Source organism: Streptomyces sedi (assembly GCF_006335015.1).
GTDB lineage: Bacteria > Actinomycetota > Actinomycetes > Streptomycetales > Streptomycetaceae > Streptomyces > Streptomyces sedi.
This window is the reverse complement of sequence record NZ_VDGT01000016.1, coordinates 17,791-29,127: the sequence shown is the minus strand read 5'-3', so window position 1 is coordinate 29,127 and position 11,337 is coordinate 17,791. Positions and strand designations below refer to the sequence as shown.

Annotated in this window: 13 protein-coding genes; 10 read left to right on the top strand and 3 right to left on the bottom strand. The window is 74.5% G+C overall.

Annotated features, from left to right (window positions below; all coding sequences use genetic code 11):
* Positions 1-24: 24 nt before the first annotated feature.
* Together FH715_RS19920 and FH715_RS19915 are read left to right on the top strand one after the other, a co-directional pair.
* Positions 25-804, top strand: coding sequence for an SDR family NAD(P)-dependent oxidoreductase (locus FH715_RS19920; RefSeq protein ID WP_139647254.1), 780 nt, complete (start codon positions 25-27; stop codon positions 802-804).
* Positions 801-1,871: a threonine aldolase family protein gene (locus tag FH715_RS19915; protein ID WP_139647457.1), complete on the top strand. Its 1,071-nt coding sequence runs from the start codon at positions 801-803 to the stop codon at positions 1,869-1,871. Before FH715_RS19920 ends, FH715_RS19915 begins: the two co-directional genes overlap by 4 nt.
* Before the next feature lie 70 nt (positions 1,872-1,941).
* On the opposite strand, the gene FH715_RS19910 is transcribed toward FH715_RS19915, so the two are convergent.
* Complete coding sequence (locus tag FH715_RS19910; RefSeq protein ID WP_139647252.1) at positions 1,942-2,658, bottom strand: lysophospholipid acyltransferase family protein; 717 nt, start codon at positions 2,656-2,658, stop codon at positions 1,942-1,944.
* A gap of 266 nt (positions 2,659-2,924) precedes the next feature.
* On the opposite strand from FH715_RS19910, the gene FH715_RS19905 reads away from it, so the two are divergent.
* The 3 genes from FH715_RS19905 to FH715_RS19895 all read left to right on the top strand — a co-directional run bounded on the left by FH715_RS19905 (position 2,925) and on the right by FH715_RS19895 (position 5,268).
* Positions 2,925-3,266 (top strand): TlpA family protein disulfide reductase, encoded by a 342-nt coding sequence (locus FH715_RS19905; RefSeq protein WP_139647250.1) that lies wholly within the window; start codon positions 2,925-2,927, stop codon positions 3,264-3,266.
* A 173-nt stretch (positions 3,267-3,439) separates the two neighbouring features.
* A complete protein-coding gene (locus FH715_RS19900; protein ID WP_139647248.1) occupies positions 3,440-4,222 on the top strand; it encodes an electron transfer flavoprotein subunit beta/FixA family protein in 783 nt (260 codons plus the stop codon).
* Positions 4,223-4,305: 83 nt separating this feature from the next.
* A complete protein-coding gene (locus FH715_RS19895; RefSeq protein ID WP_139647246.1) occupies positions 4,306-5,268 on the top strand; it encodes an electron transfer flavoprotein subunit alpha/FixB family protein in 963 nt (320 codons plus the stop codon).
* A gap of 54 nt (positions 5,269-5,322) precedes the next feature.
* Here the strand turns inward: FH715_RS19895 and FH715_RS19890 are convergent, their stop codons facing one another.
* A complete protein-coding gene (locus FH715_RS19890; protein WP_139647244.1) occupies positions 5,323-5,550 on the bottom strand; it encodes a hypothetical protein in 228 nt (75 codons plus the stop codon).
* 412 nt (positions 5,551-5,962) lie between these two features.
* Between FH715_RS19890 and FH715_RS19880 the strand changes: the two genes are divergently transcribed.
* From FH715_RS19880 to FH715_RS19865, 4 genes are all read left to right on the top strand, one after another.
* Positions 5,963-6,928, top strand: coding sequence for an ROK family protein (locus tag FH715_RS19880; protein WP_139647241.1), 966 nt, complete (start codon positions 5,963-5,965; stop codon positions 6,926-6,928).
* 26 nt (positions 6,929-6,954) lie between these two features.
* Positions 6,955-7,977, top strand: a complete 1,023-nt coding sequence (locus FH715_RS19875) for an NUDIX hydrolase (RefSeq protein ID WP_139647240.1) — start codon at positions 6,955-6,957, stop codon at positions 7,975-7,977.
* A gap of 108 nt (positions 7,978-8,085) precedes the next feature.
* Entirely contained in the window at positions 8,086-8,766 is a 681-nt protein-coding gene (locus FH715_RS19870; RefSeq protein ID WP_246108863.1) for a class F sortase, read from the top strand.
* Positions 8,767-8,947: 181 nt separating this feature from the next.
* Positions 8,948-9,499: a hypothetical protein gene (locus FH715_RS19865; protein WP_139647238.1), complete on the top strand. Its 552-nt coding sequence runs from the start codon at positions 8,948-8,950 to the stop codon at positions 9,497-9,499.
* Between the two features lie 137 nt (positions 9,500-9,636).
* Here FH715_RS19865 and FH715_RS19860 read toward each other — a convergent pair whose 3' ends face one another.
* Positions 9,637-10,011: an ArsR/SmtB family transcription factor gene (locus FH715_RS19860; RefSeq protein WP_139647236.1), complete on the bottom strand. Its 375-nt coding sequence runs from the start codon at positions 10,009-10,011 to the stop codon at positions 9,637-9,639.
* Positions 10,012-10,149: 138 nt separating this feature from the next.
* Between FH715_RS19860 and FH715_RS19855 the strand changes: the two genes are divergently transcribed.
* The gene (locus FH715_RS19855) at positions 10,150-11,292 is read left to right on the top strand and encodes an FAD-dependent monooxygenase (protein WP_139647234.1); all 1,143 of its coding nucleotides are present in this window, start codon (positions 10,150-10,152) and stop codon (positions 11,290-11,292) included.
* Positions 11,293-11,337 lie beyond the last annotated feature (45 nt).

Below are 11,337 nucleotides of genomic sequence, written 5' to 3'. Positions count from 1 at the left end.
GAGGGAATCGACGAGGAGACGAGGATGAACACCCCCATCACCGGTGAGACCCCCAGGGCCGGTGGCGCGCTGGAGGGCGCCGTGGTCGCCGTCGCCGGCGCCGGCGGCCCCGCCGGGCACGCCACCCTGCTGCGGCTCGCCCAGGCCGGCGCGACCGTCGTCGCCGCCGACGCCGACCCGGCGCGGCTGGCGCAGGGCGTCGACGCCGCCCGCTTCGCGCACGGCGGCGCCACCGTCGTCGGCGACACCGTCGACCTGCTGAGCCCGGAGTCCGCCCGCGCCTGGGCGGAGAAGACCGAGCGCGAGTTCGGCCGCGTCGACGGCCTGGTCCACCTGGTCGGCGGCTGGCGCGGCTCGGCCGGCTTCGCCGAGACCGACCTGGCCGACTGGGACGCGCTGCACGACCTGCTGGTGCGCACCGTCCAGCACACCTCGCTCGCCTTCCACGGCCCGCTGGAACGCTCGGGCAACGGTCGCTTCGCCCTGGTCAGCGCCGCCGGAGCCAGCAAGCCGACCGCGGGCAACGCCGCCTACGCCGCCGCCAAGGCCGCCGCCGAGGCGTGGACCCTGGCCCTGGCCGACGCCTTCCGCAAGGCCGCGGACGGCGACGCCCCGCCACCGGCCGCCGCCACCGTGCTGGTGGTCAAGGCCCTGGTCACCGAGGCGATGCGCGCCGAGAAGCCGAAGGCGAGGTTCGCCGGCTTCACCGACGTCACCGAGCTCGCCGACGCCGTCAGCCGGCTGTGGACCACCCCGACCCAGGAAGTGAACGGAACCCGCCTGTGGCTCACCCCGAAGCCGTGACCGCCCCGCACACCGACGCCACCCGCCACCACGACCCCGCGCTGCGGGGCTTCGCGTCGGACAACTACTCCGGCGCCCACCCCGAGGTGCTCGCCGCGCTCGCCCTGGCCAACGGCGGCCACCAGTCCGCCTACGGCGCCGACGCCTACACCGCCCACCTCGGCGAGATCATGCGCGGCCACTTCGGCCCCCGCGCCGAGGTCTACCCCGTCTTCAACGGCACCGGCGCCAACGTCGTCGGCCTCCAGGCCCTCACCGACCGCTGGGGCGCGGTCGTCTGCACCGCCCACGCCCACATCCACACCGACGAGTGCGGCGCCCCCGAACGCGTCGGCGGCCTCAAGCTGCTGCCCGTCGAGGCGCCGGGCGCCAAACTCACCCCGGAGCTGGTGGCGCGCGAGGCGTTCGGCTTCGACGACGAGCACCGCGCCACCCCGCAGGTCGTCTCGCTGACCCAGAGCACGGAGCTGGGCACCGTCTACACCCCCGAGGAGATCGCGGCCGTCGCCGAGTTCGCCCACGCGCGCGGCATGGCCGTCCACCTCGACGGGGCCCGGCTCGCCAACGCCGCCGCCGCCCTGGACCTGCCGCTGTCCGCGTTCACCACCGATGTCGGCGTGGACGTGCTGTCGTTCGGCGGCACCAAGAACGGGCTGCTCTTCGGCGAGGCCGTGGTCGTGCTCGCCCCCGAGCGGGTCCGCGCGATGCTCCACGTCCGCAAGCTGTCCATGCAGCTGCCGTCGAAGACCCGCTTCGTCGCCGCCCAGCTGGAGGCGCTGCTCGCCGGCGACCTGTGGCTGCGCGGCGCCCGGCACGCCAACGCCATGGCCCGCCGGCTCGCCGACGGCGCCGCGGGCGTCGACGGCGTGGAGATCAGCCACCCCGTCCAGGCCAACGCCGTCTTCGCCCGGCTGCCGCGGGAGGTCAGCCTCCGGCTGATGAAGCGCTACCCGTTCTACTTCTGGAACGAGGCGGACGGCGAGGTCCGCTGGATGTGCTCCTTCGACACCACGGAGGAGGACGTGGACGGCTTCCTCGCCACGCTCCGCGCCGAGACCGGCGGCTGACCCCCGCACACGCGGGAAGCGGGACGCGAGAGGGGGAGGGCGCCCGCGCGGGCGCCCTCCCCCTCGTCGCTCAGGCCAGCCCGGCGGCCGGCGGCGGCGCCGTCCCGCCGAGGTGCGCCGGCAGCCACCAGGCGTCCTCGGGCTTCTCCGGCTTGTCCGGGTAGGCGGTCTGCGCGGCGTCCAACAGGTGCTGCACCCGCTCCCGCAGCCGCTCCGTGACGCCCGCCGCCGACTCGTCGGGGCCGGCCTCCATCGGCGCGCCGATCCTGATGGTGATCGGGATGTGGTTGCGCCGCAGATCGCGCTTGCGCCCCTTGGTCCACAGCCGCTGCGTCCCCCACAGCGCGACCGGCAGCAGCGGCACCCCCGCCTGCTGCGCCATGCGCGCCGCACCCGACTTGAACTTCTTCAACGTGAACGAGGGCGAGATGGTCGCCTCGGGGAACACCCCGACGATCTCCCCCGACCGCAACGCGTCGAGCGCCGGTGCGAACGCCTGGTCGCCGCGCGCCCGGTCCACCGGGATGTGCTTCATCGCCCGCATCAGGGGACCCGACACCCGGTGCCGGAAGATCGAGTCCTTGGCCATGAACCGGACGAGTCTCTTCGCCGGCCGGGCGGCGAAGCCGGCGAAGATGAAGTCCAGATAGCCGATGTGGTTGCTGACCAGCACCGCGCCACCCCGACGCGGCACATGCTCCTCGCCGGTGATGTCAAAGCGCAGGTCGAGCACCTTGAACATGGTCCGCGCGGTAGCGACGACCGGCGGGTACACGAACTCTGCCATACGAGGAACCTCTTTCGAAGTGGCAACCTACGCCACCGTAACTTCCAGGGACGCCCGATCGTGCCCGAAAGCGGAGGGGAACGCCACCCCGCGCCACCCCTGCCTTCCGCGCCCGGCCGGCGATCGGCCCCGGGCGCGGGGGAGTTGGGGAACGGCACGCCGCGGGGTGCGCCGGCTCTGGCAGGCTGTCCACGCCGGGACCTCGGAGAACGGCGCGCCGGTCGACCGGGACCGACGGCGCCCGGGGCGCGGCGGAGGGGAGCGCGATGAGCGACGCACGCGGGCCGGCGCCCGACCGTCTCGACGCGGCGACACTCGGGGTCGCGGCGCTGGGGGAGCGGGCCACGTTGGTGCAGTTCTCCACGGCCTTCTGCCAACCCTGCCGCGCCACCCGCGCCGTGCTGGCCGACGTCGCCGCCCTGGTGCCGGGCGTCCTCCACGTGGAGGTCGACGCCGAGTCCCGTCTCGCCCTGGTGCGGGCCCTGGACGTGCGGGCCACCCCCACCACGCTGGTGCTGGACGCCTCGGGGGGCGTCGTCGTCCGGGCGGCGGGGGCGCCCCGGCGCCCGGAGGTGATCGCCGCCCTGGGCGCGGCGATCGGCGGCTGACCTCGAAGGGAGGGCCCGCCCGCCCTCCGGCGGCACGAGGGGGGTGCCGGCGTATCCCATGTCACAGTGAGACATGCTTGCCCGAGGGGGATACCTTTAGTGTACTGGCGAGTAACTACCGGGTTGATCTTGCCAGTGCCCGTTGCGGACCGACTAGCTGTAGGAGAGCCGTCGTGAGCTTGAAGATCGTTGTCTGTGTGAAGTACGTACCCGACGCGACGGGCGACCGCGGCTTCACCGAGGACCTGACCACCGACCGCGAGTCCGAGGGGCTGCTGTCGGAGCTGGACGAGTACGCGGTCGAGCAGGCCCTGCGGATCGCCGAGGACGCCGACGACGCCGAGGTCACCGTCGTGACCGCCGGCCCCGAGGACGCCAACGACGCGCTGCGCAAGGCGCTGTCCATGGGCGCCGACAAGGCCGTCCACATCGAGGACGAGGACATCGTCGGCAGCGACGTCTTCGCCACCTCCCTGGTGCTGGCCAAGGCCGTCGAGCACGTCGGCTACGACCTGGTCGTCTGCGGCATGGCCTCCACCGACGGCGCCATGGGCGTGCTGCCCGCGCTGCTCGCCGAGCGCCTCCAGGTGCCCCAGGTGACCCTCCTGTCGGAGGTCTCCGTGGCCGAGGGCAAGGTCACCGGGCGCCGCGACGGGGACGCCGCCACCGAGCGGCTCCAGGCCGCGCTGCCCGCGGTCGTCTCGGTCACCGACCAGTCGGGCGAGGCCCGCTACCCCTCGTTCAAGGGGATCATGGCGGCCAAGAAGAAGCCGGTGGAGAGCCTGGACCTGGAGGACCTGGACATCGAGACCGAGCAGGTCGGCCCCGAGGGCTCCCGGACGAAGGTCGAGTCGGCCACCCCGCGCCCCGCGCGCACCGCCGGCGAGGTCGTCACCGACGAGGGCGACGGCGCCGAGAAGCTGGCCGCCTTCCTCGCCGAGCGCAAGTTCGTCTGACACCGCGCCGCGCGACACCCGGGGCCGCCGCCGGCCCCGAGAGTCCCCGACCCGCCTCATCCCACCCGCTGGAGAACGCACCCATGGCTGAAGTCCTCGTCCTCGTCGACCACCTGGAAGGCGCCGTCCGCAAGCCCACCCTGGAGCTGCTGACCCTCGCCCGCCGCCTCGGCGACCCCGTCGCCGTCCACCTCGGCCCCGGCGCCGAGTCCGCCGCCGCCACCCTGGGCGAGCACGGCGCGACCCGCGTACTGGCCGCCGACGCCCCCGAGTTCGCCGACTACCTGGTGGCGCCGAAGGTCGACGCCCTCCAGGCCGCCGTCGAAGCCGTCTCGCCGGCCGTCGTGCTGGTCTCCTCCTCGCCCGAGGGCAAGGAGATCGCCGCCCGCCTCGCGCTGCGCACCGAATCCGGTCTGCTGACCGACGCCGTCGACATCGCCGCCGGCGACGAGGGCCCGGTGGTCAGCCAGTCGGTCTTCGCCGCCGCCTACACGACCACCTCGCGCGTCACCCAGGGCACCCCGGTGATCACCGTCAAGCCCAACGCGGTGACCCCCGAGCCCGCCCAGGCCGCCGGCACCGTCGAGGAGCTGTCCGTCTCCTTCGGCCCGCTGGCCACCGGCACCCAGGTCGTCTCCCGCACCCCGCGCGAGTCGACCGGGCGCCCCGAGCTGACCGAGGCCGCGATCGTGGTCTCCGGCGGACGCGGCGTCAACGGCGCGGAGAACTTCGCGCTGATCGAGGCCCTCGCCGACTCCCTCGGCGGCGCGGTCGGCGCCTCGCGCGCGGCGGTGGACGCGGGCTGGTACCCGCACTCCCACCAGGTGGGGCAGACCGGCAAGACGGTCTCCCCTCAGCTGTACGTGGCCGCCGGCATCTCCGGCGCGATCCAGCACCGGGCCGGTATGCAGACCTCGAAGACCATCGTGGCGATCAACAAGGACTCCGACGCCCCGATCTTCGAGCTGGTCGACTACGGCATCGTCGGCGACCTCTTCGACGTGGTGCCCGCCCTCACCGAGCAGGTCAACACCCGCAAGGGCTGAGGCCCTCGACCGCGGCGGCGTCCGTGCCCGTGGGGCGCGGCGCCGCCGCGGCCGTCAGGTGGCGGGGGCCGGCGTCGCGGCGACGACCGGCCGCCTTCGTCGCAGCCGCGACCGCAGCCGCCCGGTCCGGGCGCCCGCGCGGACCGGCTCGGGCGCCGGCCCGCCGCCGCGGCCGGCGCGCATGTCCGCCTCCAGGTCCGAGACGACGGGCGGCGGGCCGCTGCCCGTGTCCTCGTTCCACTGCTCCATCGCCAACGCGGCCAGCAGGTGGTGGTACTCCATGGTCGGTCTCCTCCGCTCGGGTACCGGCGGAACCCCTCCGCCGTGACTCCAGCCTCCGCGACCGCGTTTACGGCGCCTTTGCCCGGTGATCAACCCTCCGTGACGACACGTCGTCGTCGGATGAACACGGCATGACACGGCGTGCCGCCACGTGACCCCGGTCACCGCACGGCCGCCCGGCACGACGGCACGTTCGACCACAGCGCGGCGCTCGACGAGCCGGCGACCGCGCGAGCCCCGGCAGGCTTCCCGCTCCGCGGGCCGCGCCGCGGGGCGTTCACCGAGGCCGAGTCGTACGGGCGCACCGGGCTCACCGCGGGGCGCCCGGCGGAGTGCGCCGCGCCCCGGCCTGCCCCCGGCAGGCGACAAGCGGACTGGACAACCGTGCTCCCACAGACCAGGCTTTCCGCTCATGACCACTGATCTTGTCGCCGCCGTGGACATCGGCGGCACCAAAATCGCCGGGGCCCTGGTGACCGGCGAGGGGGAACTGCTCCACCGCGCGCAACGCCCCACCCCGGCCCGGGAGTCGGCCGCCGCCGTACTGCGCGCGGTGACCGACGTGGTCACCAGCCTCACCGGGAGCGGGGACTGGGCCCGGGTGCGGGCGCTGGGCATCGGCAGCGCGGGGCCGCTGGACGCCAGGCTCGGCTCGGTCAGCCCGGTCAACATCCCGGTCTGGCGCGACTTCCCCCTCGTCGAGGGCGTGCGCGGGGTGGTCGGAGAGCTGCCCGTCACCCTGGTCGGGGACGGCGCGGCCATCGCCGCGGGCGAGCACTGGCGCGGCGCGGCCAGGGGGCGGCGGAACGCGCTGTGCATGGTGGTCTCCACCGGTGTCGGCGGCGGCCTGATCGTGGACGACCGGCTCTACGCGGGCCCCACGGGCAACGCCGGCCACATCGGTCACATCAGCGTGGACTTCAACGGCGACCTCTGCCCCTGCGGCGGGCGCGGCTGCGTGGAGCGGATCGCGAGCGGCACCAACATCGCCCGCTACGCCCTGGCCGCCGGCTGGCGCCCGGCCGACCAGGGCGGGGACACGACCACGGCGGGGGTGGCCGCTGCCGCGGCGGCCGGCGACCCGGTGGCGCGGGAGGCGTTCGACCGTTCGGCCCGCGCGCTGGCCGCCGGGATCGCGGCCACCGCCACCCTGGTCGAGCTGGAGACGGTGGTGATCGGCGGCGGCGTGAGCCAGGCGGGGGAGGTGCTGTTCGCGCCGGTGCGGCGGGCGTTGGCCGAGTACGCCACGCTGCCGTACGTCCAGGGCATCGACGTGGTGCCGGCCCAACTGGGCACGGACGCCGGGCTGGTGGGCGCGGCGGCGGTGAGCTGGCGGGAGAGCGGGACGTTTTTGTCCCGGGGTGAAGCGGGCAACTGACACCTGGACAAAGAAGGAGGGGGTTCGTGATCATCTGGCTGAACGGCGCGTTCGGTGCCGGCAAGACCACGGCCGCGCACGAACTGCTCCATCTGCTGCCCGGCAGCACCCTGTTCGAGCCGGAGCGGATCGGCGACCAGCTGCGCGGGATGCTCCCCAAGGAGCGGCTCGCCGAGGTCGACGACTACCAGGACCTGCCCTCCTGGCGAAGCCTCGTGGTGGACACGGCCTCGGCGCTGCTCGCGGAGCTGCCGGGGCCGTTGATCACCCCGATGAGCCTGCTGAGCCAGGCGTACCGGGACGAGATCTTCGGCGGTCTCGCCGCCCGCCGCATCCCGGTGCGCCACTTCCTGCTCCAGACAGAGGAAACGTTCCTCCGGGCGCGGATAGAGCAGCGGGCGGCCGTCGACGGCGACGCCGTCCGCGCCCGCTGCCTCGACCGGCTCGCGCAGTACGACGCGGCCCTCTCCTGGCTGACCGGCGACGCCCACCCGGTCGCCGCCTCCGAGCTGACCCCGCGCCAGACCGCCGAGGCGCTCGCCGACGGCGTGCGCAGCGGCGCCGGCGCCTGCCCCATCGTGCAGACCGCTCCGCCCCGCGCCGAGACCCTGGCCGCCGGGGTGCTCTTCTTCGACGAACGCGACCGGGTGCTGCTCGTCGACCCCACCTACAAGCCCGGCTGGGAGTTTCCCGGCGGCGTCGTCGAGTCGGGGGAGGCCCCCACCCTGGCCGCTGCCCGCGAGATCGTCGAGGAGCTGGGACTGACCCTGGGCAAGGAGCCCACGCCGCTGGTCATCGACTGGGAGCCGCCCCGGGCGCGCGGCTTCGGCGGCATCCGGCTGCTCTTCGACGGCGGCGTGCTGCCCGCCGAACGGCTGGAGGAACTGCGACTGCCCGCCGACGAGCTCCGCGCCTGGCGCCTGGTCACCGAGGCCGAGGCCGAACAGCTGCTGGACGCCCGCCGGTTCAACCGGCTCCGCGCCGCGCTGCGGGCCCGCGCCGAGGGCGCCCCCCGCTACCTGGAACGCGGCCACCCGATCGGCGCCTGACCCGATCGGCGTCCGGGGGAGCCGCCGGAATCGCGCGCCCGCCCCGCCCGTCCTAGCGTGGGGACGACGGCCCCGGACCAACGGGGAGGACTCCCACGGGCGGTGACCATGCGTCTCGGTGAGCACCGGCCCGCCGCGCGCCGGCCGGAAGAACCCTGCCCCGACGAGCCCCTGAACTGGGGCACCCGCGCCGCCTTCGGCCTGATGGCCGGCACCGTCGCGCTCGGGCTGACCATGATGGCCGGCGCCGTGGCCGCCCCCGACGAGGGCCCGCCCCGGCCCGGCCCGGGCGCGGCCGGCGCCCCGCCCACCGGCGCCGCCCACGCGCCGCTGGCGCGGGCCGAACCGACCTGGGTCACCATCCCCGCCATCGGCGTCGACGCGCCCCTGACCTCCGTCGGCCTCGACCCCGAGGGCTGGGTCGACGCCCCGCCGCAGGAGGTCGACAACCTCGCCGGCTGGTTCCGCGACGCCGCCGCCCCCGGCGCCGCCGGCACCGCCGTGCTCGTCGGCCACGTCGACAACGCCGCCGGCCCGGCCGTCTTCTACGGGCTGGGCGAGCTGGTTCCGGGCGACACCGTGCACGTGGTCCGCGAGGACGGCGTCGAGGTGACCTTCACCGTCTACGAGACCGCCGTCTACGCCAAGGACCAACTCCCCGAACGCGTCTACCGCGACACCGACCGGCCGGAGCTGCGCATCCTCACCTGCGGCGGCAGCTTCGAGGCCGCCACCGGCGGCTACCGCGACAACGTCGTGGTCTACGCGACGCTCACCGGCGCCGAGTGACGCGAACGGAGTCGGACGCTCACCCGTTCGCTCCCGCTGGGGTGTTGACACCCGGTCACCGTGGTTAGGTCGGGCCATGGGGGAACACCCCATATCCGGCGTATTCGTGACAGAACCCGCTGCCGCCCCCGTGACGGAACCCGAGGCAAACCCGCGACACACGCGACAAAGGAGTCCCCCGATGAGCACAGTACGGACCGCGCTGGCCGCCGCCGGGCTCGGCGTCACCCTCACCCTGGCCGCCGCCCCGGCCGCCCACGCGGTCGACGACGCGGCGCCCGCCCAGAGCGTCGACTTCGGCTACAGCGTCTCGCCCGGCACGGTCCGCCCGGGCGGCGCCGTCGACCTCACCGTCACCGGCTGCACCGAGGACGAGGCCACCGCCGAGTCACCCGTCTTCGACCGCGTCGTCCTCGGGATCCCAGGGGAACTCCAGAGTGCCCGCACCACCGTCGACACCGACGCCCGCCGCGGCGCCCAGTACGACGTGGTCTTCTCCTGCGGCAACAGGACCGCCACCGCCCGGCTGACCATCGCCGAGGCCACGGCGACGCCCACGCCCAGTGCCGCCCCCACCGCCACCTCGACGGCCAAGCCCAGCCTCGGCGCCCAGGCCGGCGTCGGCGGCACCCAGTCCGGGCTCGCGCCGATGCTGCTGGCCGGCGCCGGACTCACCGTCGCCTCCGTCGCCGGCGGCGCGATGCTCGTGCGCCGCCGCGCCTCCCGCCACTGAGCCCGGTGCGGCACGCACGTGCGGATCGCGGGTCCGGTGCGTGCCGTCGCCGGCGTGCGCGCGCCGGCCGCGAGTGGATCGTCTGCCGGGGTGGGTGGTGATGTCCCGCCGCCGTCGCCGGTTGGCCGCCTTCTGTCTCAACCACCTGTGGCCCGGCCGGACTGGCGAGCGGACTCCGCCTCCAGGAGTGCGAGCAGTCCGGGGAACCTCTTCTCGACGTCGGCGCGACGCAGCCGGATGCCCTTGCGGTTGCCGTAGTCGATCTCGTCGATGAGGCCGGCCTCGCGCAGGACCCGGAAGTGGTGGGTCTGAGTCTGCTTCGAGACCGGAAGGTCGAAGGAGTTGCAGCCCCGCTCGCTGTCGCCGCGGTCGGCGGCCAACTCCACCATCACCGCACGGCGGTGCGCGTCGGCGAGGGCGCGCAGGACCGCTCCGAGTTCGAGCGCGTCGGCCTCCGGGTCCGTCCGGTGCGTACCGGTCACGCGGCACCTCCTCTCAGGTATGACTTGCATCGTACCTGAGGGGTGTGCTCGACTGAGGTACGAAAAATTTCGTACCTGCCCGGTCGTGCTGCCCCGGGCCGCCTCTCTCCGAGACCCGGCCCGGCACGCGCCGGGCACTGGTCATCGACACACTGAGAGGTCACCGCCATGAAGAAGCCCGAGGTGCTCGTCGTCGGTGCCGGAATCGCGGGACCCGCACTCGCGTACTGGCTCTCCCACATCGGATACCGGCCGACAGTCGTCGAACACGCCCGGCAGCTCCGCTCCGGCGGGAGCGCGATCGTCGTGAAGGGGCCCGCGATCCCGGTCGCCCAGCACATGGGCGTTCTCCCGCGGATCCGCGAACTCGCCACCCGCAATCGGTCGCTGACCCTGCTCGACCCCGCCGGCAGGCGCGTCCTGCGGCTCCCGCTCACCTCGGACAAGGCGCCGACGGTCGAGGTGACGCGAGCCGACCTGTCCGAGGTGCTCCACGGGGCGGCACGGACCGAGGCCGAGTTCGTGTTCGACGACACGGTCACCGCCCTCGGCCAGGACGAGGACGGGGTCGACGTCACCTTCCGGCGGTCCGCGCCCCGGCGCTTCGACCTGGTGGTCGGTGCCGACGGGACGCACTCCACCGTGCGGCGACTGGTGTTCGGCCCCGAGCAGCGGTTCACGAGCCACCTCGGCCTGTACGGCGCGACCGTCCCGCTGGAACCCGACGCCATCGAGGACCCGAGCGAGATGACGATGCTGACCGCGCCGAACCGGACGCTCGTCCTCCACCCCTCCCGGGAGACCCCCCTCGCGAACTTCACCTTCCGGGCCGCACCGCTGGCGCCCCACGACCGCAAGAACCTCGCGCTCCACAAGCGGACCGTGGCCGACGCCTACGCCGGCATCGCCTGGCGCGCACCGGAACTCGTGGCGACGTTCCTCGACCACCCGGCGCCGTTCTTCGACCCCCTGACCACCGTCCGGGTGCCCTCGTGGTCCAAGGGGCGGGTCGTGCTGCTCGGGGACGCGGCGGCGGCGACAGCCCTGCTGGGCGACGGGTCCAGCATGGCGATGGCGGGCGCGTACGCCCTCGCGGAAGAGCTCGCCGCCCACCCCGGTGATCACGCCGGCGCCTTCGCCGCTTACGAGTCCCGGCTCCGCCGTGAGATACGTCCGCGGCAGCGGCGCGTCCGCCCGCTCTCCAGGCTCATGGTGCCCCGTACCCGGCCGGGCCTCGCGGCGCGCAACGCGCTGGGCCGCGCGGTCGGCCACCTGAACCGGACCGCCTCGCGCGAAGCCGCGAACCGGTAGACCGCGTCCCTACCGACCGGTGACCGCACTGACCGGTCACCGGTC

Bases quoted from the DNA above. Each gene is read 5' to 3' on its own strand.
- FH715_RS19920 (WP_139647254.1), top strand. From the start codon at position 25: ATGAACACCCCCATCACCGGTGAGACCCCCAGGGCCGGTGGCGCGCTG.
- FH715_RS19910 (WP_139647252.1), bottom strand. From the start codon at position 2,658: ATGGCAGAGTTCGTGTACCCGCCGGTCGTCGCTACCGCGCGGACCATG.
- FH715_RS19905 (WP_139647250.1), top strand. From the start codon at position 2,925: ATGAGCGACGCACGCGGGCCGGCGCCCGACCGTCTCGACGCGGCGACA.
- FH715_RS19895 (WP_139647246.1), top strand. From the start codon at position 4,306: ATGGCTGAAGTCCTCGTCCTCGTCGACCACCTGGAAGGCGCCGTCCGC.
- FH715_RS19890 (WP_139647244.1), bottom strand. From the start codon at position 5,550: ATGGAGTACCACCACCTGCTGGCCGCGTTGGCGATGGAGCAGTGGAAC.
- FH715_RS19880 (WP_139647241.1), top strand. From the start codon at position 5,963: ATGACCACTGATCTTGTCGCCGCCGTGGACATCGGCGGCACCAAAATC.
- FH715_RS19870 (WP_246108863.1), top strand. From the start codon at position 8,086: ATGCGTCTCGGTGAGCACCGGCCCGCCGCGCGCCGGCCGGAAGAACCC.
- FH715_RS19865 (WP_139647238.1), top strand. From the start codon at position 8,948: ATGAGCACAGTACGGACCGCGCTGGCCGCCGCCGGGCTCGGCGTCACC.
- FH715_RS19860 (WP_139647236.1), bottom strand. From the start codon at position 10,011: ATGCAAGTCATACCTGAGAGGAGGTGCCGCGTGACCGGTACGCACCGG.
- FH715_RS19855 (WP_139647234.1), top strand. From the start codon at position 10,150: ATGAAGAAGCCCGAGGTGCTCGTCGTCGGTGCCGGAATCGCGGGACCC.